This is a genomic window from Bradyrhizobium sp. MI1.4, assembly GCF_055811315.1.
Genome location: NZ_JBVVPP010000009.1, coordinates 112,625 through 137,567, shown reverse-complemented (window position 1 = coordinate 137,567; position 24,943 = coordinate 112,625). Strand labels below are relative to the sequence as shown.

Annotated in this window: 24 protein-coding genes; 21 read left to right on the top strand and 3 right to left on the bottom strand. The window is 65.1% G+C overall.

Annotation, left to right across the window (positions count from 1 at the left end):
- Nucleotides 1–78 precede the first annotated feature (78 nt).
- From uvrC to AC0L23_RS13325, 9 genes are all read left to right on the top strand, one after another.
- Complete coding sequence (uvrC, locus tag AC0L23_RS13365; RefSeq protein WP_018453494.1) at nt 79–2,148, top strand: excinuclease ABC subunit UvrC; 2,070 nt, start codon at nt 79–81, stop codon at nt 2,146–2,148.
- A 99-nt stretch (nt 2,149–2,247) separates the two neighbouring features.
- Nucleotides 2,248–2,865 (top strand): CDP-diacylglycerol--glycerol-3-phosphate 3-phosphatidyltransferase, encoded by a 618-nt coding sequence (gene pgsA / locus AC0L23_RS13360; protein WP_007596859.1) that lies wholly within the window; start codon nt 2,248–2,250, stop codon nt 2,863–2,865.
- Nucleotides 2,862–3,113: a molybdopterin converting factor subunit 1 gene (gene moaD / locus AC0L23_RS13355; RefSeq protein WP_018453492.1), complete on the top strand. Its 252-nt coding sequence runs from the start codon at nt 2,862–2,864 to the stop codon at nt 3,111–3,113. The genes pgsA and moaD overlap by 4 nt, the downstream gene beginning before the upstream one ends.
- A gap of 3 nt (nt 3,114–3,116) precedes the next feature.
- Nucleotides 3,117–3,593 (top strand): molybdenum cofactor biosynthesis protein MoaE, encoded by a 477-nt coding sequence (locus AC0L23_RS13350; RefSeq protein ID WP_085350078.1) that lies wholly within the window; start codon nt 3,117–3,119, stop codon nt 3,591–3,593.
- Complete coding sequence (prmB, locus tag AC0L23_RS13345; RefSeq protein WP_085358084.1) at nt 3,593–4,552, top strand: 50S ribosomal protein L3 N(5)-glutamine methyltransferase; 960 nt, start codon at nt 3,593–3,595, stop codon at nt 4,550–4,552. The genes AC0L23_RS13350 and prmB overlap by 1 nt, the downstream gene beginning before the upstream one ends.
- A 90-nt stretch (nt 4,553–4,642) precedes the next feature.
- Complete coding sequence (locus tag AC0L23_RS13340; RefSeq protein WP_018453489.1) at nt 4,643–5,242, top strand: hypothetical protein; 600 nt, start codon at nt 4,643–4,645, stop codon at nt 5,240–5,242.
- A gap of 2 nt (nt 5,243–5,244) precedes the next feature.
- Complete coding sequence (locus AC0L23_RS13335) at nt 5,245–6,375, top strand: YihY/virulence factor BrkB family protein (RefSeq protein WP_026232540.1); 1,131 nt, start codon at nt 5,245–5,247, stop codon at nt 6,373–6,375.
- A gap of 144 nt (nt 6,376–6,519) precedes the next feature.
- Nucleotides 6,520–7,992 (top strand): EAL domain-containing protein, encoded by a 1,473-nt coding sequence (locus tag AC0L23_RS13330; RefSeq protein WP_085358081.1) that lies wholly within the window; start codon nt 6,520–6,522, stop codon nt 7,990–7,992.
- Nucleotides 7,993–8,007: 15 nt separating this feature from the next.
- Nucleotides 8,008–8,862: a TIGR01459 family HAD-type hydrolase gene (locus AC0L23_RS13325; RefSeq protein WP_085358079.1), complete on the top strand. Its 855-nt coding sequence runs from the start codon at nt 8,008–8,010 to the stop codon at nt 8,860–8,862.
- 120 nt (nt 8,863–8,982) lie between these two features.
- Here AC0L23_RS13325 and AC0L23_RS13320 read toward each other — a convergent pair whose 3' ends face one another.
- Nucleotides 8,983–9,378 carry a response regulator gene (locus AC0L23_RS13320; protein ID WP_007596883.1) on the bottom strand — a complete coding sequence of 132 codons (396 nt, stop codon included), beginning with the start codon at nt 9,376–9,378 and terminating at the stop codon, nt 8,983–8,985.
- Nucleotides 9,379–9,606: 228 nt separating this feature from the next.
- On the opposite strand from AC0L23_RS13320, the gene AC0L23_RS13315 reads away from it, so the two are divergent.
- From AC0L23_RS13315 to arfB, 7 genes are all read left to right on the top strand, one after another.
- Nucleotides 9,607–10,578 (top strand): bifunctional riboflavin kinase/FAD synthetase, encoded by a 972-nt coding sequence (locus tag AC0L23_RS13315; RefSeq protein ID WP_085358077.1) that lies wholly within the window; start codon nt 9,607–9,609, stop codon nt 10,576–10,578.
- Nucleotides 10,579–10,780: 202 nt separating this feature from the next.
- Entirely contained in the window at nt 10,781–13,789 is a 3,009-nt protein-coding gene (gene ileS, locus AC0L23_RS13310; protein ID WP_085358075.1) for an isoleucine--tRNA ligase, read from the top strand.
- Nucleotides 13,790–13,945: 156 nt separating this feature from the next.
- A complete protein-coding gene (gene lspA, locus AC0L23_RS13305; RefSeq protein ID WP_085383810.1) occupies nt 13,946–14,440 on the top strand; it encodes a signal peptidase II in 495 nt (164 codons plus the stop codon).
- A gap of 97 nt (nt 14,441–14,537) precedes the next feature.
- Nucleotides 14,538–15,263 (top strand): hypothetical protein, encoded by a 726-nt coding sequence (locus tag AC0L23_RS13300; RefSeq protein WP_085383811.1) that lies wholly within the window; start codon nt 14,538–14,540, stop codon nt 15,261–15,263.
- 198 nt (nt 15,264–15,461) lie between these two features.
- Nucleotides 15,462–16,856: a M16 family metallopeptidase gene (locus AC0L23_RS13295; RefSeq protein WP_198957602.1), complete on the top strand. Its 1,395-nt coding sequence runs from the start codon at nt 15,462–15,464 to the stop codon at nt 16,854–16,856.
- A complete protein-coding gene (locus AC0L23_RS13290) occupies nt 16,853–18,220 on the top strand; it encodes a M16 family metallopeptidase (protein WP_085383812.1) in 1,368 nt (455 codons plus the stop codon). The genes AC0L23_RS13295 and AC0L23_RS13290 overlap by 4 nt, the downstream gene beginning before the upstream one ends.
- 113 nt (nt 18,221–18,333) lie before the next feature.
- Nucleotides 18,334–18,750 carry an alternative ribosome rescue aminoacyl-tRNA hydrolase ArfB gene (gene arfB / locus AC0L23_RS13285; RefSeq protein WP_018453479.1) on the top strand — a complete coding sequence of 139 codons (417 nt, stop codon included), beginning with the start codon at nt 18,334–18,336 and terminating at the stop codon, nt 18,748–18,750.
- A 62-nt stretch (nt 18,751–18,812) separates the two neighbouring features.
- Here the strand turns inward: arfB and AC0L23_RS13280 are convergent, their stop codons facing one another.
- Nucleotides 18,813–19,121: a hypothetical protein gene (locus AC0L23_RS13280; protein WP_085358069.1), complete on the bottom strand. Its 309-nt coding sequence runs from the start codon at nt 19,119–19,121 to the stop codon at nt 18,813–18,815.
- Between the two features lie 305 nt (nt 19,122–19,426).
- On the opposite strand from AC0L23_RS13280, the gene AC0L23_RS13275 reads away from it, so the two are divergent.
- From AC0L23_RS13275 to AC0L23_RS13260, 4 genes are read left to right on the top strand one after another with little or no spacing between them, the layout of a single operon-like run.
- A complete protein-coding gene (locus tag AC0L23_RS13275; RefSeq protein WP_085358067.1) occupies nt 19,427–19,813 on the top strand; it encodes a c-type cytochrome in 387 nt (128 codons plus the stop codon).
- The gene (locus tag AC0L23_RS13270) at nt 19,814–20,209 is read left to right on the top strand and encodes a VOC family protein (protein WP_018453475.1); all 396 of its coding nucleotides are present in this window, start codon (nt 19,814–19,816) and stop codon (nt 20,207–20,209) included.
- Between the two features lie 38 nt (nt 20,210–20,247).
- Entirely contained in the window at nt 20,248–20,796 is a 549-nt protein-coding gene (locus AC0L23_RS13265; RefSeq protein ID WP_085383813.1) for a Twin-arginine translocation pathway signal, read from the top strand.
- A 29-nt stretch (nt 20,797–20,825) separates the two neighbouring features.
- Nucleotides 20,826–22,394 carry a GMC family oxidoreductase gene (locus tag AC0L23_RS13260; protein ID WP_085350087.1) on the top strand — a complete coding sequence of 523 codons (1,569 nt, stop codon included), beginning with the start codon at nt 20,826–20,828 and terminating at the stop codon, nt 22,392–22,394.
- A 147-nt stretch (nt 22,395–22,541) separates the two neighbouring features.
- On the opposite strand, the gene AC0L23_RS13255 is transcribed toward AC0L23_RS13260, so the two are convergent.
- On the bottom strand, nt 22,542–22,859 hold the full coding sequence (locus AC0L23_RS13255) for a ribbon-helix-helix domain-containing protein (RefSeq protein ID WP_018453472.1): 318 nt from the start codon (nt 22,857–22,859) through the stop codon (nt 22,542–22,544).
- Between the two features lie 264 nt (nt 22,860–23,123).
- Between AC0L23_RS13255 and mutL the strand changes: the two genes are divergently transcribed.
- A complete protein-coding gene (gene mutL, locus AC0L23_RS13250; protein ID WP_085358063.1) occupies nt 23,124–24,935 on the top strand; it encodes a DNA mismatch repair endonuclease MutL in 1,812 nt (603 codons plus the stop codon).
- Nucleotides 24,936–24,943 lie beyond the last annotated feature (8 nt).

The window sequence follows — 24,943 nt, the reverse complement described above, 5'->3', positions numbered from 1 at the left end:
CGGGAACTGCGCCGCCATCCTGTGCGTGCCGCTCGGCCGGAACTTCAAATCGACACCCGCAGCGCTTAAATTCGCACCATGGTTCACGATTCCCCCGACAATCCGGACGACGCACGCGTACGCAAACCCGTGCGCGGCAACGCACCCGACGTCCCGCCCCAGGAAACGGAAGCCGCGCCGCCGGACCTCGATCCCGCCACTGCGAATGGCGACGACGAGGACGATGCGCGGCTGCCGGACATCCTGGAAGAGAGCGGCACCGTCGGCGAAGAGCCGCTGGCGACCGGCCACGAGGCGATCGAACGCGCGGTGCGCCTCGCCCCCACCTCGCCCGGCGTCTACCGCATGCTCAATGCGAATGCCGACGTGCTCTATGTCGGCAAGGCCAAGAACGTCAAAAAGCGCCTGTCGAACTATGCGCGCCAGAGTGCGCCGCAGCCGGCGCGCATCCTGCGCATGATCGCCGCCACGGTGACCGTGGAAATCATCTCGACCCACACCGAGACCGAAGCCCTGCTGCTGGAGGCCAACCTCATCAAGCAGCTTCGGCCGCGCTTCAACGTGCAGCTGCGCGACGACAAGTCGTTTCCCTATATCCTGATCACGGGCGACCATTGGGCGCCGCAGATCCTGAAGCATCGCGGCGCGCAGACGCGGCCGGGTCGCTATTTCGGCCCGTTCGCCTCCGCCGGCGCCGTCAACCGCACCATCACCGCACTTCAGCGCGCGTTCCTGATCCGCTCCTGCACGGATTCCTTCTTCGAGAGTCGCTCGCGGCCCTGCCTGCTCTACCAGATCCGCCGTTGCGCCGGCCCCTGCACCCGCGAGATCGACTTCCCCGGCTACACGACCCTGGTGCGCGAGGCGAGCGACTTCCTGTCCGGCAGGAGCCATGCGGTGAAGCAGGAGCTTGCCGCGGAGATGGAGAAGGCCTCCGGCGAGCTCGAATTCGAGAGCGCCGCGCTCTACCGCGACCGCCTCGCTGCGCTGTCCGCGATCCAGTCGCAGCAGGGCATCAATCCGCGCACGGTGGAAGAAGCCGACGTGTTCGCCATCCACCAGGAGGGCGGCTTCTCCTGCGTCGAGGTGTTCTTCTTCCGCACCGGGCAGAACTGGGGCAACCGCGCCTATTTCCCGCGCGCGGAGAAGACATATACGCCGGAAGAGGTGCTCGGCTCCTTCCTCGCCCAGTTCTATGACGACAAGCCGCCGCCGAGGAATATCCTGCTCTCGCACGAGATCGAGGAGAGCGAGCTGCTTGCCAACGCGCTGTCGATCAAGGCGGGCCGCAAGGTCGAAGTGTCCATGCCGAAGCGCGGCGAGAAGAAGGAGCTCGTCACCCACGCGCTCACCAACGCGCGCGAGGCCCTGGGCCGCAAGCTCGCGGACACCGCGACGCAGAGCCGCCTGTTGGACGCCATGGCCACGACCCTGAGCCTGACGCATGCGCCGAAGCGGATCGAGGTCTACGACAACAGCCACATCCAGGGCACCAACGCAGTCGGCGCCATGATCGTCGCCGGCCCGGACGGTTTTGTGAAAAACCAGTATCGCAAGTTCAACATCAAGTCGGAGGGCCTGACGCCCGGCGACGATTACGGGATGATGCGCGAGGTGCTCGAACGCCGTTTCAAGCGCTTGATCAATCCACCCGAGGACAACGCGGCCAAAGCCAAGGACGACGACTTCCCGCAATGGCCCGATCTCGTGATCATCGATGGCGGCCGCGGCCAGCTCAACGCGGTCCGGGACATCTTTGCAAATCTCGGCCTGACCCAGGTGGCGCTGATGTCGGTGGCCAAGGGGCCGGACCGGGATGCCGGCCGCGAGACCCTGTTCATGCCGGAGCGCGAGGCGATCAAGCTGGAGCCGCGCGACCCCGTGCTCTATTTCATCCAGCGGCTGCGGGACGAGGCGCACCGTTTCGTCATCGGCTCGCACCGCAAGCTGCGCAAGAAGGACATCCGCGAGGCCGGCTTGCAGGAGATTCCTGGCATCGGTCCGTCACGCAAACGTGCCTTGCTGCATCATTTCGGAACCCTGAAGGAGATCGAACGGGCCTCGATCACCGATCTCGGTAAGGTTCCGGGGGTGAGCGCCGAGAGCGCCCGCAGGATTTTCGAGTATTTCCATCCCCAGCCGGGGTGAAATAAAAGGGGGGCCGCGGTCATATGGTCGTCGCATCCCGCACCCCATTTGGGGAGCGGAACGGTTGACCTTCAGGCTGCAGCGGTATTGGTAGGACGGATGAACATCGCCACGACACGAGGGACGACCAGCCGCGCGATGTCCCTCCCGAACATCCTGACCTACGGCCGGATCGCCGCGATCCCGGTCGTGGTCGGGTGCATCTACGCACAGTCGATCATGGACGGCCCGCTGTGGCTGCGCTGGGTCGCCGTCGCCATTTTTATCGCGGCTGCGGTCACCGATTACCTCGACGGCTATTACGCACGGATCTGGAATCAGCAATCGGCGTTCGGCCGCATGCTCGATCCGATCGCCGACAAGCTTCTGGTCGCCTCGTGCCTGCTGATGCTGGCCGCCGACGGCATCATTCACGGCTGGTCGCTGTGGGCCGCCATCGTGATCCTGTGCCGCGAGATCCTGGTCTCGGGCCTGCGCGAATATCTTGCCGCGCTGCGTGTCAGCGTGCCCGTGACCAAGCTTGCGAAATGGAAGACGACGGTTCAGCTCATCGCCATCGGCTTCCTGCTGGCTGGTCCGGCCGGCGATGAGGTCGTGCCCATGGTCTCGATGATCGGGCTGGCGCTGCTCTGGGCCTCGGCGATCCTCACCATGTACACCGGCTACGACTATTTCGGCGCCGGCATCCATCACCTCATCAAGGAGGATGAGGGATGAAGGTGAAGTACTTCGCCTGGGTGCGCGAGCGCATCGGCAAGGCCGAGGAGACGATCGAGCCGCCTGCGACCGTGCGCACCGTGGAAGAGCTGATCGCCTGGCTGTCCGGCCAAGGCGAAGCCTACGCCTATGCGTTCGAGAAGCCGAAGGTGATCCGCACCGCGATCGACCATGCCCACGTCAAGTCGGACGCCGCGATCGCGGGCGCTCGCGAGATCGCGTTCTTCCCGCCGATGACCGGCGGCTAGGCCATGTCCGTCGCCACCTGCCCCGTCACCATCCGTATCCAGCAAGACGATTTCGACATCGCACGCGAGATCGCGGTGCTGACCGGGAACCGCACCGACATCGGTGCGGTCGTGAGTTTTTCCGGCATCTGCCGCAGCGACGAAGACAGCGCGAAGATCGCCGCGCTCTCGCTGGAGCATTATCCCGGCATGGCCGAGGAAGAGATCAGGCGCCATGCCGACGAGGCCATCTCGCGCTGGCCTCTCAGCGGCGTCACGGTGATCCATCGCGTCGGCCGTTTCATGCCCGGCCAGAACATCGTGCTGGTGCTGACCGCCTCGCAGCACCGCCAGGCAGCGTTCCAGGCAGCCGAGTTCCTGATGGATTATCTCAAGACCAACGCGCCGTTCTGGAAGAAGGAAGAGAGCGCCACCGGCACCGGCTGGGTCGAGGCCCAGGCCCGCGACGACGAAGCCGCCGCACGCTGGACCCGATCCTGATGGCAACAACATCCAAAAAGGCCGTGCGCGGCCGCGCCGCGCCAAAGCTCGCGAAACTGGGCCGCGGCGAGCTTCTCACGCTGATCGATTTCGTCCGCTATGCGGTGAGCCGCTTCAATGAGGCCAAGCTCGCCTTTGCCCATGGCACGCCCGATCCGGTCGCGGAAGCGGCTTTCCTGGTCTGTGAAGCCCTGCATCTGCATCCCGAGCAGTTCGAGATTTTTGCCAACGCGCGCGTCACGACCGCCGAGGGCAGGACCATCATCGATCTCGTTCATCAGCGCGTCACCACGCGCAAACCGGCCGCGTATCTCGTCAACAAGATCTACATGCGCGGCCTGCCGTTTTATGTCGACGAGCGCGTCATCGTTCCGCGCTCCTTCATCGGTGAACTCTTGGAGTCGCATTTCGGCGGCGACGGCGAAGCCGGCTCGCTGATCGACGATTCCAGCGCCGTCGAGCGCGTGCTCGATCTCTGCACGGGATCGGGATGCCTCGCGATCCTCGCCGCGCATCATTTCCCGAACGCCACGATCGATGCCGTCGATATCTCGAAGGGCGCGATCGACGTCGCCAGACGAAATGTCGGCGAATACGGGCTCGATGGCCGGATCAGCCTGCATCGCGGCGACCTGTTCGCCCCACTCGGTAACACCAAATACGACCTGATCATCACCAACCCGCCTTATGTCGACGCCGAAGGCATGGCGGCGCTGCCGCCCGAGTGCCGGGCCGAGCCGAAGCTCGCCTTCGACGGCGGCGCCGACGGTCTCGATGTGGTGCGCCGGATCCTGCGCGATGCGCCCGGCCATTTGACGCCGCATGGCGGGCTGATCTGCGAGATCGGCCGCGGCCGCGAATTGGTTGACGAGGCCTTTCCTGAATTGCCGCTGCTCTGGCTCGACACCGAGGACTCCGAGGGCGAAGTGTTCTGGATCGCGGCAACCGATCTCGGCTGATCCATCACGGCGGGCAGACCTCGTCGGAACAAGTCAAATACCGCCACGTTCATCCCCCGACGAATTTTCTCGCACTCGGAGGATAACCGCATGCTTGCGCCATCGGGCGAATTGCTGCGCGCCGGCGTCGCGCTCAAGCTCAACCATCTCAAGCGCGCCGCCCAGTCCTATGCCCGCGACCGGAGCAACCAGGCCACAGGGCGCATGACGTCGTACGCGGCTGCGGCCGGACTGCTCGCGGTTGCGGGCTTGTTCGTCGTCGCAGCCTTCTTCGTCGGCCTGATCGCCCTGTACCGCTGGATTGCAATCCATTACGGGCAATTCTGGGGGTTCGGCGCCGTCGGCGCTGTGCTCCTGGTCCTGGCCGCCGCCTGCGCCGGCGTGGCCATGGCCCAGATGAAGCGCAAGACCAAGCCGATCGTGCCGCTCGCCAGCCGCCTGCGGGTGGCTATCGCCACCCCGCGCATCCCGCGCGGAACGGTGAAGGAGGCGGTGAAAGAGGTCGCGACGACAATTCCCCTGGCGCCGCTCGCGCCGGGCGAACGAGGACATGAGTCAGGACATGGCGGCAGCACGTGGCCGGCTCGGTCCAACCGGCCCGTGCAACTCGGGCTGATGCTCGCGGCCGTTGGGCTGGTCGGGATCACGGCCGCGCGCAGGCGGCGTCACGGCCACGGAGCGGATACCTGAAAATGCGTATGCGGCGCGCCGAGCAATTCGACAGCTGGCTGTTAGTCGCAGCCACGACCGTGTTCGTGCTCACCGCGGAACGGTATTTCCAGGATTCTGGCCTGATCCGGCCGGGACCTCCGCAAGACCACCGCAACGGCGAGGCGAATTCGCCGGAAACGAGCCCGACGGGCGCAGCCTCGCAGCCCGGCCGCGGCCGCCGCGCGAAAAGCCCGTTCGCGATCCCGTGGGCAGGCTGGAAGGACATCCTCTGGCGCACCTATCAGCGCATCGACGAGGATCGCCTGCTCGCGACCGCCGGCGGCGTCGTCTTTTTCGGACTGCTCGCGATCTTTCCCGCCATCACGGCGCTGGTTTCATTCTATGGCCTGTTCGCCGATCCCTCGACGATCAGTTCCAACCTGCAATCGCTCGCGATGATGCTGCCCGAGGGCGCGTTCCAGATCGTCGAGGACCAGGTGGCGCGCGTCGTGTCGAACGGCGGCGCGACGCTTGGTTTCACTTTCCTGTTTGGACTCGTGCTCGCGATCTGGAGCGCCAATGCCGGCGTCAAAGCCATCTTCGACGCCCTCAACGTCGCCTATGAGGAGCGTGAAAAGCGCAGCTTCATCCGGCTGAACACGGTCTCGCTGGCTTTCACGGTCGGTGGCATCGTTGCCCTGCTGCTGATGGTGGGCGCCGTCGTCGCCTTCCCGCTCGCGCTCAACCACCTCGGCATGGCGCCCGAAAGCAAGCTGATCGTGGCGCTGGCGCGATGGCCGGTGCTGTTCGTCATTCTCCTTGCGGCGCTCGCCGTCCTCTACCGCTTCGCGCCCAGCCGCGACGCCCCGCGCTGGCAATGGCTGAGCCCCGGCGCTGTGACGGCCGCGATCCTCTGGATCGCCGGCTCGGCGCTGCTGTCCTGGTATCTGTCCGAATTCGCAAATTACAACGCGACCTACGGCTCGCTCGGCGCTGCGATCGGCTTGATGATGTGGATGTGGATGTCGGCCATCGTCATCATGTTCGGGGCTGAGCTGAATTCGGAGATCGAACGGCAGACCTTGCGCGACACGACCACCGGGCCGCCCAAGCCGCTTGGCACCCGCGAGGCCGTCTCGGCCGACACGGTCGGCGCTGCGGCGCCATCCTGACTCTGCGATCGGGCCGCTATCCCCTCGAATCAACAATGATGTTAAGCTCATGCCGCTTGGGGGAGCATGCGGCGTGACGGGGTTCGAAACGCCACCCGTGTTTTCCCGGTCAGGCAGTCAGCTCTTGAAGGCGTAACGCGCGGCATGATTCGTATTTCGACGATCTTCATCGCGATCTGCATGGTTCTGGTCGCCGCCTCGCTCGGGCTCGTGCTCTACGCGGTCGCCGGCATCAGCGGAACCGAATCCGCGATCGTGGCGCTGACGGCGCTGACCTTCCTGATCCTCTACAATGCAGTGTCGATGCGACTGCGCGACCGCAGCGACGTCGGCGGCCAGATCGCCGATCTTTCGCGCGGCACCGCCGACCTCGCCCGTCAGGTCGCCGAATTCGGCCGCCGGCTCGCCACGATCGAAGCACGCATCGCCTCTTCCAATTCGGCCAACTCCGACCGCATCCAGTCGGTGGTCGGCGAGATCAACGAACTCGGCGGACTGGTCAGGCAACTCGCCACCACCGTGTCGGCCCATGAGGATCTGATGGCCGGCAACGCGCCAGTGTCGGCCCCCGCGCCGGTCGCAAGGCAGGAGCCGGACGCGCCGCTCGACCTGATGGCCACGTTCGAGGAGGAACGGCCGGCTGCCCCGGCGCCCGCGCCGCCGCCAATGCGGCCGGCAGCACCGGCGATCCAGACCCAGACCGCCAATCCGGTTCAGACCGCCAACGGCCGCAACCAGACCCAATTGCTGGCGACGCTCCGCAACGCGATCGACGAGAACCGCATCGACATCTTCCTCCAGCCGATGGTGTCGCTGCCGCAGCGCAAGGTCCGGTTCTACGAGGCCGTGACGCGCCTGCGCGACGAGCGTGACCAGCTGGTCGCGGCCGAGGAGTTCATCAGCATCGCGGAGGCCTCCGGGTTGATCGGGCGCATCGACAACATGGTCATGCTGCGCTGCGTGCAGGTGCTGCGGCGCCTGATGGTACGCAACAAGGAAGTCGGCGTGTTCTGCAACGTCGCGGCTTCCACGCTCGGCAATTCCACGACCTTCGCGCAATACCTCGATTTCCTCGAAGCCAATCGGGCGCTGGCGCCCTCGCTGGTGCTGGAATTCAAGCAATCCACCTTCCGCAATCTCGGCCCGGCCGAAACCGAGAATCTCGCGGCGCTCGCCCAGCGCGGCTTCCGTTTCTCGATCGACCATGTCACCGATTTGCGCATCGAACCGCGCGAGCTCGCCGATCGCGGCGTGCGCTTCATCAAGGTGCCGGCCTCGCTCCTGCTCGACCCCAGGCAGGCTTCGGCCTCGGACATCCACCCGTCCGATCTCTCCGACCTGCTCGGCCGCTTCGGCATCGATCTGATCGCCGAGCGAATCGAGGGCGAGCGCGCCGTGATCGACCTGCTCGATTATGACGTGCGGTTCGGCCAGGGGTTCCTGTTCGCGCCGCCCCGGCCATTGCGGCCGGAGGGGTCATCTGCTACCGCCGCGCCGAACCAGGCACAGGACATTCAGGGATCCAATGGCTCCGGCATATCCAGCTCAGGCGCGACGTCGGCTGCGTCTGCGCCACAGCGCGTCACCGGCAACGCCGCGCTCGCGCGACGTATCTGATCGGCCGCACGCATCATGACCACACTGCATTTCGCCGAAAGCCTGCGTGAACTCGTGACGGGCGTGGACGTCGTGCTCAGCGACATCTGGGGCGTGGTCCATAACGGTCTCGAATCCTTCCCCGAAGCCTGCGAGGCGCTGCACACCTACCGCAGCCGCGGCGGTACGGTCATCCTGATCACCAACGCGCCGCGCCCGGCCGACTCCGTGCAGCGGCAATTGCGCAAGCTCGGCGTCGCCGACGAGACCTATGACGCGATCGTGTCTTCAGGCGACCTGACGCGGCTCTATGTCGCCGACCATCCCGGCCGCAAGATGTTCTGGCTCGGCCCCGAGCGCGACAACTCGATCTATCGCGGCCTCGATGCGGTGACCGCACCGCTGGAAGAGGCGGATTACATCGTCTGCACCGGCCTCTATGACGACGAGACCGAGACGGCGGAAGACTATCGCGGCATGATGCTGAAGGCGCGCGAGCGCAAGCTGACGCTGGTTTGTGCCAACCCCGACATCGTGGTGGAACGCGGCGACCGCCTGATCTATTGCGCCGGCGCGATCGCGGAGCTCTATCGCGAGCTCGGCGGCGAGGTGATCTTCTACGGCAAGCCGCACCGGCCGATCTACGAGCGCGCGATGGCGCTCGCCGGCGAACGCCAGGGCCACCAGATCGACCGCAAAAAGGTGCTCGCGATCGGCGATTCCGTCCGGACCGACCTCACCGGCGCGCGCGAGTTCGGCATCGATTGCCTGTTCGTGACCCGCGGCATCCATGCCGAGGAGTTCGAGGGTCTCGACCAGCTCGACCCGGCGTCGGTGCTGGAATTGTTCGGCCATCCCCCGAAGGCGCTGATGCGCGAACTGAAGTGGTAGCGAGTTGATCGTCATTCCCGGTTGATGTGGGGCGTCGATTCCGGAACGACGAACCCGACGCAGAAAGCCCGGGACAATCGCCCGGGCTTTCCGAATTCAACTGATGGCTTCGATCGCGCCTTACGCGCTCGCCATGTCCGGGAAGACCGCCTCGATCTTGGTCTTCAGCGTCGCCGCGTTGAACGGCTTGACGATGTAGTTGTTCACGCCGGCCTTCTTGGCCGCGATCACGTTCTCGGTCTTTGATTCGGCCGTGATCATGATGAAGGGCGTGGTGGCGAGGTTCGGATCCGCGCGCACTTCGCGCAGCAGGTCGTAACCCGTCATCGGCTCCATGTTCCAGTCGGAAATCACGAGCCCGTACTTCTTGCCACGCATCTTGTTCAGCGCTGCCGAACCGTCGCTTGCATCATCGATATTCTCGAAGCCAAGCTGCTTCAGGAGGTTCCTGATGATACGGATCATGGTGCTGTAGTCGTCAACCACCAGAACCGACATCGACAAATCAACCGCCATCTCGACTCCCCCAACGCAAACCCAGGAAATATTACGATCGGACCTGCCGGGCCGGAGCCCCGCGGTTCCACGCCCAAGGACTAGCACCAAGGCGTTAAACAGCGCGTTAACTGGGAACGCCCCCGGTGGACTGAAATCGCACTCGATGCGGCCGCCCCCTCCCGCTTGACTTCATCCGGCCCGTCGCGCCACGGTCCCGGCCGGTCCCGCCGGTTCGAGATTCCCCTGATGGCCCCGCATTTTACCGTTATCCGCGACACCACGCCGGACTCCGCCATTGCAAGGGGTGCCGTGGTCGCCATGGGCAATTTCGACGGCGTTCATCTCGGCCATCGCGCCGTAATCGCTGCGGCCCTGGAAATGGGCCGGCTACATGGCCGCCCTGCGCTGGCATTGACCTTCGAGCCGCATCCGCGCCGGTTTTTCAGCCCCAACACCCCGCAATTCCGCCTGACGGACGAGCGTGCCAAGCTGCGGCTTCTGGCCGGCACCGGACTTGACGGCGCCGTGGTCATGACCTTCGACAAGTCCCGCGCCGGGACCAGCGCGCAAGACTTCATTCACCACGACCTGATCGGGCGCCTGGGCATCGGCGGAATCGCCGTCGGCTACGACTTCCACTTCGGCAAGGGTCGGGTCGGCTCGCCGAGCCTCCTCGTCAACGAGGCGCCCCGGCTCGGCATCGAGGTCGACGTGCAGCCGCATGTCGATATCGACGAGCGGCCGGTCTCCTCCAGCGCGATCCGGATCGCGCTCGCCGAAGGCCAACTCGACGAGGCCACGGCCATGCTCGGCGCGCCCTGGTTCATCACCGGCGAGGTCATCCACGGCGAGAAGCGCGGCCGCGACCTCGGTTATCCCACCGCCAATATCCGCCTTGATGCCAATTGCGGCCTCAAGCACGGCATCTATGCGGTGCGGGTCGGCCGCGGCGTGGAGCGGCTGGACGGGGTGGCAAGCTTCGGCCGCCGCCCGACGTTCGACAATGGTGCGCCGCTGCTGGAAATCTTTCTGTTCGACTTCAAGGGCGACCTTTACGGACAGACGCTCGACTGCGCCTTTATCGGCTTCATCCGCGAGGAGCTGAAATTCGACGGCCTGGATGCCCTGATCCGCCAGATGGACGACGATTCCGCCCACGCCCGGGCCATGCTCGCCGCCGCCCCGGACGCGTTTCCGCGGCTTGGCGTCTTCGATTGAGGCCGGAAACCGGCCCGCCGAACCTTTTGCGCTTCCCCCGCCCCCCTGCTATGGAAAGCCCATGTTTGCGCGGCGCATCATAGGGATTAGCGGCCCGGCTTCCGCCTGAGCCTTCGGCTCGGCGCAAGACCGGGATGTTGTCGTTTCACCCGCGATTCCGCATCGCCATCCGTTCCCGCGCCCTTCCGAGCCAGTCAGCCTCATGTCCGACAAGCCACAAAAGTCCCAAAAATCCGAAGCCAAAGACTATTCGAAAACCCTGTTCCTGCCGCAGACCGAATTCCCGATGCGCGCCGGCCTGCCGCAGCGCGAGCCGGAGCTGCTGAAATACTGGAACGACATCGGCCTTTACGACAGGCTGCGCCAGGAAGCCCAGGGGCGCGCCAAATTCGTGCTGCATGACGGCCCGCCCTACGCCAATGGCAACATCCATATCGGGCACGCGCTGAACAAGATCCTCAAGGACGTCGTGACCAAGAGCCAGCAGATGCTCGGCTTCGACTCCAACTACGTGCCCGGTTGGGACTGCCACGGCCTGCCGATCGAATGGAAGATCGAGGAGGAGAATTACCGCTCCAAGGGCAAGCAGAAGCCCGACTTCCGCGACTCCGCCGCGATGGTGGCGTTCCGCAAGGAATGCCGCGCCTATGCGACGCACTGGATCAACGTGCAGCGCGAGGAATTCAAGCGCCTCGGCATCATCGGCGACTGGGATCATCCCTATCAGACGATGAGCTATCCCGCCGAGGCGCAGATCGCCCGCGAGCTGATGAAGTTCGCCGCCAACGGCACCCTGTATCGCGGCTCCAAGCCGGTGATGTGGAGCGTGGTCGAGAAGACCGCACTCGCCGAGGCCGAGGTCGAGTACGAGGACTACACCTCCGACATGGTGTGGGTGAAGTTTCCCGTCACGTCCCCGGCACATGGTGCGCTCGCCAATGCATCGGTCGTGATCTGGACCACCACGCCCTGGACGCTGCCCGGCAATCGCGCGATCTCGTTCTCACCGAAGATCGCCTACGGCCTCTACAAGGTGACGGATGCGGCCGCGGACAATTGGGCGAAGACCGGCGATCTCCTGATCCTGGCCGATGCGCTTGCAGCAGAGGTGTTCAAGCAGGCGCGCGTCACGGCCTATGAGAAGCTGCGTGACATTCCCGGCGATACGCTGGACGCCGTGGAGTGCGCCCATCCCTTGCGCGGCCTCGATGGCGGTTACGCGTTTATCGTGCCGCTGCTCGCCGGCGAGCATGTCACCGACGATACCGGCACCGGTTTCGTGCACACCGCGCCGAGCCACGGCCGCGAGGATTTCGACGTCTGGATGGCCAATACCCGCGAGCTCGATGAGCGCGGCATCTCGACCGCGATCCCCTACACTGTCGACGAGAACGGCGCCTATACCGCGCAGGCCCCCGGCTTCACCGGCAAGCGCGTGCTCAACGACAAGGGCGAGAAGGGCGATGCCAATGAAGCCGTGATCAAGGCGTTGGTCGAGGCCGGCAAGCTGCTCGCGCGCGGCCGCCTCAAGCACCAATACCCGCATTCCTGGCGCTCGAAGAAGCCGGTGATCTTCCGCAACACGCCGCAATGGTTCATCGCGATGGACAAGGACATCAGCAAAGATGGCCACCCCAGGAAGGGCGATACGCTGCGGGCTCGCGCGCTGCATGCGATCTCGGTCACGCAATGGGTGCCGCCGTCGGGTGAGAACCGCATCAACGGCATGATCGCCAACCGTCCGGACTGGGTGATCTCGCGCCAGCGCGCCTGGGGCGTGCCGATCGCCGTGTTCGTGCGCGAGAAGAGCGACGGTTCGGCCGAGATCCTGCAGGACGAGATCGTCAATCAGCGCATCACCGAGGCCTTCATGGAGGAAGGCGCCGACGCCTGGTACATGGAAGGCGCCCGCGAGCGCTTCCTTGGATGCCGCGCGAAGGAAGATTGGAAGAAAATCGACGACATCTGCGACGTCTGGTTCGATTCCGGCTCCACACACGCCTTCGTGCTCGAGGATCGCCAGAACTTCCCGCAGCTCGGCAACATCGTCCGCAAGGTCGACGGCGGCGACGACACCGTGATGTATCTCGAAGGCAGCGATCAGCATCGCGGCTGGTTTCATTCGTCGCTGCTGGAAAGCGCGGGCACGCGCGGCCGCGCGCCCTATGACATCGTGCTCACCCACGGCTTCACGCTCGACGAGAACGGCCGCAAGATGTCGAAGTCGATCGGCAACACCGTCGAGCCTCAGAAGGTGATCAAGGATTCGGGCGCGGATATCCTGCGCCTCTGGGTCTGCGCCACCGACTATGCCGACGACCAGCGCATCGGCCCGGAGATCCTGAAGAACACCATCGAGACCTATCGCAAGCTGCGCAACACCGTGCGCTGGATGCTGGGAACGCTGGATCACTACAGGCCGGCCGACGCAGTCGCGCCCGCCGACATGCCTGAGCTCGAACGGCTGATGCTGCACGAGCTCGCGGTCCGCGCTGCCGTCGTCCGAAAGGCCTATCAGGAGTTCGACTACAAGACCGTGGTCGCGACCCTGTCCGCCTTCCTGAACAGTGAGCTCTCCGCGTTCTATTTCGACATCCGCAAGGACACGCTGTATTGCGATCCGCCGTCCTCGCCGACGCGCAAGGCGGCGCTGACCACGATCGACCTGTTGTGCAGCTCGATCCTGAAATGGCTGGCGCCTATCCTCAGCTTCACCGCGGAGGAGGCCTGGCGGATGTACAGGCCCGACGCCGAGCCCTCGGTGCACCTGACGCAGTTTCCCGACGACCTCGAAAGCCTGCGCGACGACAAGCTCGCCGCGAAGTGGGAAGCGATCCGCAATGTCCGCCGCGTCGTCACCGGTGCGCTGGAGCTCGAACGCGCCGCCAAGAACATCGGCTCGTCGCTGGAGGCATCACCGGTCATCTATGTCGCCGACCGCGACATGCTTGCGACGCTGTTCGACACCGATCTCGCCGAGATCTGCATCACCTCGAACTACGAGGTGCGCGAGGGCGAGGTGCCGGCTTCCGCATTCCGTCTCGATGCCGTTCCAGGCGTCGCTGTCGTGGTGGAGAAGGCGGTCGGCACCAAATGCGCCCGTTCCTGGAAGATTTCGCCGACGGTGGGTGAAGACCCCGAATATCCCGACGTCACCCCGCGCGACGCCAAGGCGCTGCGCGAATGGAAGGCGCTGGGGGTCAGCATCTAGGTCTCACCGTCGTCCTGGCGAAAGCCAGGACCCATTCCACGGCCGCCAATTGCGACGAAGGCTGATGACCGCAAGTCTTTCAAACAACGACCGCCTCGGACTATGGGTCCTGGCTTTCGCCAGGACGACGACGGAGCGTGTTGTGGCCGACTGCCCATGACCCCGCTCCGCGCCGGCATCCTCGCGGCCCTGCTCACGCTCGTGGCCGACCAGGCTTCAAAGCTCTGGCTGCTGAACGTGTTCGACCTCGCCCGTCGCGGCGCGGTCGAGGTGACCCCGTTCTTCGACTTGGTGCTTGCCTGGAACATCGGCATCAGCTTCGGCTGGCTCCAGAATGACGGTCAGGCGGCGCAAATGGCGCTGATGGCCGTCAAAGTCCTCGCGGTGGTTGCGCTGGCGATCTGGATGGCCCGCTCCCACACCCTGCTGGCAACCATCGCGCTCGGCCTGATCATTGGCGGCGCCATCGGCAACGGCATCGACCGCCTGGCCTATGGCGCGGTGGTCGATTTCGCCCTGTTTCACGTCGAGATCGGCGGAAATACCTATAATTGGTACGTGTTCAACCTCGCGGACGTGGCCATCGTTGCTGGCGTGGCGGCGCTATTGTATGATTCCTTCCTGGGGGTACCCGCCGCAAAAGCGCCCTGATCCCGGCCGATACGGACCGGCAGGCGGAACCTTGCTTTTGCGAGGGATTATGCCGCGCGAGAGCGGCAAACTGCCACATTTTGGAACAGGTACAGTGATGCGCAGCTCGAAGACCAGCGGTTCGATGGTTGAAGACCCCCGGCAGGGGCTCTGGCGGGCGTTGAAATTGTCCGCTGTCGCGCTCGGCATCGGTCTCGTCATGTCGGCTGGCGCCGCCCGCGCCGGTGACGACGGCGAGGACGACGACGACATGACCTTCGAAGAGAAGCTCATCGACAATCTGATGTCGGGCATCGGCGCCAAGAGCATGGAGAAGAAGGGTATCGAATACCGCGAGCGGTCGCCGCTGGTGGTGCCGCCCAAGCTCGACCTGCCGCCGCCCGCCGGCGTTGAAGCCAAGAACGCGCCGAACTGGCCGAAGGACCCTGACGAGAGACGCCGCAAGGAGGCCATCGCGCAGCGGAAGAAGGCCGTCAAGGCCACGGAGAGCTGGCAGGCAGGCCGGGCGTTGTCGCCCGCCGAGATGGAGGTCGGCAGGACAGCCGCACCCGAGCGCACGAGCAATGATCCTATTCAGCCGGGCACCAACGGCAATCCGTCGCTCAGCCCGGCCCAACTCGGTTTCACCGGCGGTCTGTGGGGCATGATGTCGAACAACAAAGGCGAGGCCAAGCAATTCACGACCGAGCCGCCGCGCCAGTCACTGGTCGAGCCGCCGCCCGGCTACCAGACGCCGTCTCCGAGCTACGCCTATGGCGCCGGAGAGGACAAGACACGGCGGACCTATTTCGACATCATGTCCGGCAAGGACAAGGAACAATAGCCTCCTGTCCCTTTGCGACATCCCGACAGACGCGGTCCCGCGCCGGCGGCTCGTGCGCGCCGGACGCGGTCTTTAATTGCTTATCAGTAACTTGCGCCCGAGTTGAGTTCTCTGCTTCGTGACGCGAAGCGTTTGCCGCACGGTGTACCATGCCGTGCCTCCGAGCCGGACATCCGGGCTCGGCCTTTCATAAGGATCATGATGTCCTCTTACCGATCGGCTGCCCGCCTCCTTGCCGCGCTGCTTTCGACGAGTGTCCTCACGGCCGGCGCATCCCTTGCGCAGACCACGGTGACATCGGCTCCGCCCGCCAGCTTCACGCTCGGAAACGGCATGCAGGTCGTGGTGATTCCGGACCATCGCACGCCCGTCGTCACTGAAATGATCTGGTACAAGGTCGGCTCGGCGGACGAGACGCCGGGCAAGTCCGGGCTCGCGCACTTCCTCGAGCACCTGATGTTCAAGGGCACATCGAAGCATCCGGTCGGCGAATTCTCCCAGACCGTGCTCCGCGTCGGCGGCAACGAGAACGCCTCGACCTCGGTGGACTACACCAATTATTACCAGCGGGTGCCGAAAGAGCAGCTGCCGAAGATGATGGAGTTCGAGGCCGACCGCATGACCGGCCTGATCCTCAAGGACGAGAACGTGCTGCCGGAGCGTGACGTCGTGCTCGAAGAGTACAACATGCGCGTCGCCAACAATCCGGACGCGCGGCTGAACGAGCAGATCATGGCCGCGCTCTATCTCAACCATCCCTACGGCCGGCCGGTGATCGGCTGGCACCAGGAGATCGAGAAACTCGATCGCGAGGATGCGCTCGCCTTCTACCGCCGCTTCTATGCGCCGAACAACGCGACCCTCGTGATCGCCGGCGACGTCGAGCCCGCCGACATCCGCCCGCTGGTCGAGCGCAATTTCGGGTCCATCCCGGCCCAGCCCGCAATCCCGGCGCGGCGCGTCCGCCCGCAGGAGCCGGAGCCCGCGGCGCCGCGCACCGTGACCCTCGCCGATCCGCGCGTCGAGCAACCCGGCCTGCGACGCTATTACCTGGTGCCCTCGGCGACCACGGCTGCGGCCGGCGAAAGCGCGGCCCTCGACGTGCTGGCGCAGCTGATGGGCAGCGGCAGCAATTCCTATCTCTACCGTGCGCTCGTGGTCGACAAGCCGCTCGCGGTCTCCGCCAGCGCCAGCTATTCGAGCATCTCGCTCGACCCGACCCAGTTCGCGATCTCGGCTTCGCCCAAATCCGGCGTCAGCTTCGCCGAGGTCGAGCAGGTGGTCGATGGCGTCATCGCCGATATCGCGCAGAATCCGATCCGCGCCGAGGATCTCGAGCGGGTCAAGACCCAGCTCATCGCCGAGGCTATCTACGCCCAGGACAATCAGGCGGTGCTGGCGCGCTGGTATGGCGGGGCATTGACCACGGGCCTGTCGATCGAGGACATCCGGAGCTGGCCCGATCGCATCCGCGCGGTCACCGCCGAGCAGGTCCGCACCGTCGCGCAGAAATGGCTCGAGAAGAAGCGCTCGGTGACGGGCTATCTGATCAAGGACACCGGCGCCGCCAAGCGCGAGGAGAAGCGTTCGTGACCTATCCCTTCCTTCGACGTGTCACATTCTCCCTGGTCACCGGCGCGGCACTCGCGCTCGCGACCGTTTCGCCGTCGCAGGCGGCAGCAAAGATCCAGCATTTGACCTCGCCGGGCGGCATCGAGGCCTGGTTTGTGCAAGATGCGACCGTGCCGCTGATCGCCATGGAATATTCCTTTGCCGGCGGCTCGGCACAGGATCCCAAGGACAAGTCGGGCGTCGCCAATCTGGTCGGCGATCTCCTCGACGAAGGCTCCGGCGATCTCGATTCCAAGACCTTCCATGAGCGGCTCGACCGCCGCGCCATCGAGCTCTCCTTCAGCGCCACCCGCGACACCTTCCGCGGCAGCCTGCGCATGCTGCGCGACAACAAGGACGAGGCCTTCGACCTGCTGCGGAGCGCGCTGACCTCGCCGCATTTCGAAACGGCCGATGTCGAGCGCATCCGCTCGCAGGTGATCTCGGGCCTGCGCCGCGAGACCACCAACCCGACCTCGCTGGCGAGCCGCAAATTCCTGGAGGTCGCCTTCGGCGATCATCCCTACGGCCGGCAGTCCAACGGCAACCTCGACAGCGTTCCGACCATCACGGTTGCCGACATGAAGGATTATGTCGGCCGCGTGCTCGCCAAGGATACGCTCAAGATCGCAGTGGTTGGCGATGTCGATCCAGCCACGCTCGGCAAGCTGCTCGATCACACTTTTGGTGGCCTGCCCGCCAAGGCCAATCTCGCGCCCGTCCCCGACGTCGAGGCCGCCAAGCCGCCGCAACGCGCGTTCGTGACGCTCGATGTGCCCCAGACCGTGATCACCTTCGGCGGCCCCGGAGTGAAGCGCAGCGATCCGAACTTCATGGCTGCCTATGTTGTCAACCACATCCTCGGCGGCGGCGGGTTGTCCTCGCGGCTCTATCGCGAGGTGCGCGAGAAGCGCGGGCTGGCCTATTCGGTGTTCGAATCGCTGCTCTGGATGGAGCATTCGGCGGTCTTCATCGGCAATACCGGCACCCGCGCCGACCGTGCCGGCGACACCATCGACGCCATCGACAAGGAAGTGCGCCGGATCGCCGAGGAAGGCCCGACGCAGAAGGAGCTCGACGAGGCCAAGTCCTACCTCAAGGGCTCGCAGATGCTGGCGCTCGACACCTCCTCGAAGCTCGCGCAGGCGCTGCTGCAATATCAACAGGACAAGCTGCCGATCGACTATATCGAGAAGCGCAACGCCGTCGTGGATGCGGTCACCATGGACGACGCCAAGGCGGCCGCAAAGCGCCTCTGGGGCCAGGGCCTCCTGACCGTCGTCGTCGGCCGCGCTCCGCAGGCCGCGGCGCAACCGGCAGCCGCACCGGCGACGAAGTCGAACTGACGTCTTCCATACCCTTCTGAAATGGCCGGGCTCGCCCGGCCATTTGCATTTGGGGGCGCCATTGCCGAACTTGGGCGTCCGGGATATGTCCGGGCATCACGAATGGTGCCACCATGCTGCGGATATCCCGCGATCTTGTCATCGACGAGGACGACATCGAGATCGGCTTTGTCCGCGCCTCCGGCCCGGGCGGGCAGAACGTCAACAAGGTCGCGACCTCGGCGCAATTGCGCTTCGACACCCGGAAGCTGACGCTTCCGGAGGATGCCGCGTTGCGCCTCGCCCGGCTCGCAGGGCAGCGCATGACCAAGGACGGCGTCATCGTGATCCAGGCCCAACGCTTCCGCACCCAGGAGCGCAACCGCCAGGACGCCATCGACCGCCTTACGGAGATGCTCGGCGAAGCCATGATCCGGCCGAAGCCGCGGCGCGCGACAAAGCCGACCTTTGGCTCCAAGCAGCGCCGGCTCGAGGGCAAGAAACACCGCAGCGACATCAAGTCGAAGCGCGGGCGCGGTTTCGACGACTAGCAGAGACTGCAAAAGAACTCCGGCCGCAGGGCGACCGGAGTTCTGCCGTCTCACTCCATTGGCTAGTAGCGCTTGCCCGTGGCTGCACCGCCCGTCGCGGAATCGTCGGCGGTCCCTTTGTGTGCAGCACTGCCCGTGGTGCCAACCGTGCCCCTGGTGCCCTTCGTCGGCTTCATGCCCGTCGACTCGCCCGCCGCGCCCGGCTGGGCGCTCATCTCCTCGTCGCCGCTGCCCATTGTGCTGCCTTGCATCGGTTTGCTTTGCACGGTGCCGCTAGGCCTCGCGCCAGACGACGTACCTTGCGCGAGAACCGGTGTCACAATGAGAGCCGAGACGGCGCATGCGATTGCGGAGGTCTTCACCAACTTCATCCATTTCTCCTGGATTTTCGCGATGATCGGTTCGGCGGCTTGATGCGCCGTCCGTCTGAGCCGAACCAGTCCATCGCGTTACGAGCTCGAACGGCGCGACCGCAATGCAACCTGTCTCGTGTGGTGATCGTTTAGGGATTTGACGGCGGTTTCGCGGAATTGTCCTCCGCATATACGGCAGCGCGGAACAACGCACCCGCGTGCACCTCCGCACGCAGCGAAACAGCCCGCTACTACCACCGCATGTTTTGCCGCGCCTAGAGTTTGCGCACGCTGAATTGACGTCGACGGGCGGACTTTTGACGATGCGCGCGATCGTGCTGGGATTGTGCACCGCGGTGGTGCTGGTGGTGCGGGTGGCCGAGGCGCAGATGCCCTTGCCGGCTGCAAAGCCGCCGGATGGCGCAACACTGTTCAAGCAGCAATGCGCGGTGTGCCACACCACGAACCTGTCAGAACCGGTGCGGCAGGGTCCGCCGCTGGTCGGGATCGTCGGGCGGCCCGCCGGCAAGGTCGAAGGCTTTCACTATTCAGAGCCCCTCGCAAAAGCAGCCTTCGCCTGGGACGAGACGAAGCTCGACGCATGGCTGACCAATCCGCAAGCCGTGATTCCCGGCGTGGTCATGGTCTACCGGCAGGCGAATCCGGAGACGCGCGCCGCCATCATCGCCTTTCTTAAGGAGCAGAACTGAGTGGCAAAGCCGGTCCATTCCATGATCCGCGCACTCGACGAGGCGCGCTCGCTCGACTTCTACAGACGGGCCTTTGGCCTGGAAGTCACCGACCGTCTGAAGTTCGCAGACTTTGCCCTGATCTATCTGCGTCACCCCTCCTCACCCTTCGAGTTGGAGCTGACGGTCAATTTCGATCGCAAGGAGTCGTATGCGCTCGGCGACGGCTACGGACATCTCGCCGTGGTGGTCGAGGATCTCGATGCCGAACATGCCCGCTTCGAGCGTGAGAAGCTCGCACCGGGTCCGCTGCGCGACTTCAAGCACGACGGCAAAACGCTGGCGCGCTTCTTCTTCGTCAGCGATCCCGACGGCTACAAGATCGAGGTGATCCAGCGCGGCGGACGTTTCAACTGATCGAACCACAAAATCAAAATCATAAAAGGAGGAATGCCATGAGAGAAGTCGATCGTCGAAGCAGGCACAGCCGCCGCATCTTTCTCAAGGGCGCCGCGGCCGCCGTGCCGGTCGCGGCAGTCGCGACCAGCATCGCCGTCAGCATCGAGGGCGCCTGGGCCGACGAGGCAAGCGCGCTTTCGCCCGCGACGATGAAGACGCTGCTGAAAGTCGCGCGCGATATCTATCCACACGACGTCCTCGGCGACAGCTACTACATCACCGCGATCAAGCCGTGGGACGGAAAGGCCGCCAAGGACCCCGCCGTCAAGGCGCTAATCAGCGACGGCATCACCAGGCTCGATCAGAACGCGCGTGATCGCCACAAGGCGCCCTATGTCGAAGTGCCCTGGGAAGCCGACCGCGTGGTGCTTTTGAAGGAGATCGAGCAGAGCGACTTCTTCCAGAAGGTGCGCGGCGACCTCGTCGTCTCTCTCTACAACCAGAAAGAGGTCTGGCCGCGGTTCGGCTACGAGGGCTCCTCCGCCGAACACGGCGGCTACATCAACCGCGGCTTCGCCGACATCGACTGGCTGCCGAAGGCTTAAGGCTCACCCAACGGTTCAGGAGAACGCATATGGCAAAATTCGATCTGAACGACTCCAGCGTTGTGGTGATCGTCGGCTCCGGTGCCGGCGGCGGCACGCTGGGCAACGAGCTCGCACAGAAGGGCGTCAAGGTCGTGATTCTCGAAGCAGGTCCCCGCATCGAGAATCAGGACTTCGTCAATGACGAGTGGGAGAGTTTCTCGCAGCTCGCCTGGACCGATGCGCGCACCACATCGGGATCATGGCGCGTCGCAAAAGACTTCTCGGGTCTTCCCGCCTGGATCGTCAAGGCGGTCGGCGGCTCGACCACACACTGGGCTGGCGCGTCGCTGCGGTTCGACGAGCACGAGTTCAAGGTGAAGAGCACCTACGGCAACATTCCCGGCGCCAACCTGCTGGACTGGCCGGTCACGCTCGCGGAGATGGAGCCGTGGTACGCCAAGGCCGAGAACAAGATGGGCGTGACCCGCACCAACGGCATTCCCGGACTTCCCGGCAACAATAACTTCAGAGTGATGGAGGCCGGCGCAAAGAAGCTCGGCTACAAGACGGTGCACACCGGCAACATGGCGATCAACAGCCAGCCGCGCGACGGACGCGGCGCCTGTCAGCAGATCGGCTTCTGCTTCCAGGGCTGCAAGTCCGGCGCGAAATGGTCGACGCTCTACACCGAGATACCCAAGGGCGAGGCGACCGGCAATCTCGAGGTTCGCCCCGCCAGCATGGCGGTCAAGATCGAGCACGATGCCGCCGGCAAAGTCACCGGCGTGGTTTACGCCGACGAGAGCGGTGCAATGCAGCGCCAGAAGGCACGCATCGTTGCGGTCGCCGGCAATTCGATTGAAAGCCCACGGCTGCTGTTGAACAGCGCATCCACGATGTTCCCCGACGGCCTCGGCAACTCAAGCGGTCAGGTCGGCCGCAATTACATGCGCCACATGACCGGTAGCGTCTATGCCGTGTTCGAGAAGTCGGTGCACATGTATCGCGGCACCACCATGGCCGGCATCATCCGCGACGAGGCCGCCAACAATCCGAAGCGCGGCTTCGTCGGCGGCTACGAGATGGAGACGCTGTCGCTCGGACTGCCCTTCATGGCGGCGTTCCTCAACCCCGGCGCCTGGGGACGTCCGTTCACCGCCGCGCTCGACGGTTATCCCAGGATGGCCGGGATGTGGCTGGTCGGCGAGGACATGGCGCAGGAAACCAACCGCATCACGCTCGATCCTGTCGTGAAGGACAAGTTCGGCCAGCCGGTCGCAAGCGTGCACTTCGACGATCATCCCAACGATCTCGCGATGCGCGCGCACGCCTACAAGCAGGGCGCTGCGGTCTACGACGCCGTCGGCGCCACCGTGAGCTATCCGACACCGCCCTATCCGAGCACGCACAATCTCGGCACCAACCGGATGAGCGAGAAGCCCAGGGATGGTGTGGTCAACAAGTTCGGGCAAAGCCACGACGTCAAGAACCTGTTCGTCTCCGACGGCAGCCAGTTCACCAGCGGCGCAGCCTGCAATCCGACGCTGACCATCGTCTCGCTGGCGATCCGGCAGGCGGATTACATTGCGGGTGCGATGCAGAAGAAGGAAATTTGATCCAATCTCGTTCGTCGTCCTGGCGAAAGCCAGGACCCATTGCCCCGGGAAGGAGTTCGGCGAAGGCTTGTTGTTCGGGACTCATACCGCCCATCGCTGATGGATTCCGCGGTATGGGTCCTGGCCTTCGCCAGGACGACATCAGGGCTATTCCGCTGCATCGAGGATGGGCGCAACCGTCGTCTTGAACGCCTGCACCGGCGCTGCCGTCTTGGAGCGGTAGATCAGGCAGGAGCAGCGCAGCAACGAAGCGAAATTGTTGACCTCGCCGTGATGGTCGAGCACCTCGGTGTAGAGCGTCGTCAGGAACTTGCCGACGCTCATGTTCTCCTTGGCCGCGATCTCCTCCAGCGTGTCCCAGAATGCCATTTCCAGCCGGATCGAGGTGCAATGCCCACCGATCCGCAACGAGCGGGTCTGGGATTCGTAGTCGCCTTGGGGCTGATGCGCGAAGAGATGGCACATGGCGTCCTCCCGTCCTGTTGCCATTTTTTCGCGATGCTACACCGCAGCCCGGTACCCCACAATCGGGACGGCAGCCGGAGATCGATCCATCCCGGTTGCGCGATTTTCTCGAACGTCCAATCCCATCAATGCGATAGATAGCCCTTTTCCCCAGCCCGCCACGTTCCTGTTGCCCAACACATGCTTTTGACGCAACACGGCCTAGAATGGCGTTCTCCGCGAATCCAGATCGAAGCCCAAGATCAAAGCCGAAAATCGAGTTTCATGCCCGTCCGCCAATTACCCGAACAGGTCGTCAACCGCATCGCCGCCGGCGAAGTGGTCGAGCGTCCCGCGAGCGTGGTCAAGGAACTGGTCGAGAACGCCATCGACGCCGGCGCGAGCCGGATCGACGTCTTTACCGATGGCGGCGGACGCCGGCGGATCGGCATCACCGACGACGGCGGCGGCATGACCGCCAGGGACCTGTCGCTGGCGGTCGAGCGTCACGCCACCTCCAAGCTCGACGACGAGGACTTGCTGCAGATCCGCACGCTCGGATTCCGCGGCGAGGCGCTGCCCTCGATCGGCTCCGTGGCGCGGCTTGCCATCACCACGCGGCATGCCAGCGAGCCGCACGCCTGGGCGCTCAATGTCGAGGGCGGCGAGAAATCCGAGATCATGCCGGCCGCGCTCGCGCATGGCACGCGGGTCGAGGTCAACGACCTCTTCTACGCGACGCCGGCGCGGCTGAAGTTCTTGAAGACCGACCGGACCGAGGCGGAAGCGATCCGTGAGGTGGTGCGGCGCCTCGCGATGGCGCGGCCCGAAATCGCCTTCACACTGGCGGGCGAAGAGCGCGCCCCGGTGACCTGGGCTGCGGCGCTGCCCGGCGTCGCCGGTCGCCTGACGCGCCTCGGCGACATCCTGGGGGCGGAGTTCCGCAGCCATGCCATCGAGGTCCATGCCGAGCGCGAGGGCGTGGTCGTCGCCGGCTATGCCGCAGCGCCCGCGCTGACCAAGGCCAACGCCCTCGGGCAATATCTGTTCGTCAACGGCCGCCCGGTGCGCGACAAGCTGATCCTAGGGGCGGTACGCGGGGCCTATGCCGACTATCTGCCGCGCGACCGTCATCCGGTGCTGGCGCTGTTCGTCACGCTCGATCCGCGCGAGGTCGACGCCAACGTGCATCCGGCCAAGACCGAGGTGCGGTTTCGCAACGCCGGCCTCGTCCGCGCGCTGATCGTGCACGGATTGAAGGACGGGCTTGCACGGGAGGGCCGGCGTACGGCCGCCAACAGCGGCGAAAGCGCGCTGTCTTCGTTCCGCCCCGCATTCACGCCGCGCCCGGCAAGCTGGGACTGGCGCCAGTCGCCATCCGCCCCGGTCGCGCCGATGCCGTCATTCGACGGTGCGGCCGCGCCCGCCTTCGCCGAGCGCGCGCAGGCTGCGTTCGATGTCGGCGCGCCCAGTGCAGACGTGCGGATCGAGAGCCAGCCCGTCGGCGATCTCGTCGACCGCCCGCTCGGGGCGGCGCGCACCCAGATCCACGAGACCTATATCGTCTCGCAGACCCGCGACGGCCTGATCATCGTCGACCAGCACGCCGCGCATGAACGCATCGTCTATGAACGGCTGAAGGCCTCGCTGGCGGCCAACGGCGTGCAGCGGCAGATCCTGCTGATCCCCGAGATCGTCGAGATGGACGAGGCCACGGTGGAGCGCCTGCTCGAGCGCAGCGAGGAGCTGGCGTCGTTCGGCCTTGCGATCGAATCCTTCGGCCCCGGCGCGGTTGCGGTGCGCGAGACGCCGTCGCTGCTCGGCAAGACCAACGCCGGCGGCCTGTTGCGCGATCTTTCCGAGCACATGGCCGAGTGGGACGAGGCGCTGCCTCTGGAGCGCCGCCTGATGCACGTCGCCGCCACCATGGCCTGCCACGGCTCGGTGCGCGCCGGCCGCAGGCTGCGACCGGAGGAGATGAATGCCCTGCTCCGCGAGATGGAGGACACCCCGAACTCCGGCCAGTGCAATCACGGCCGGCCGACCTATGTCGAGCTGAAGCTGTCGGATGTCGAGAAGCTGTTCGGGCGACGGTAACGTTCGAA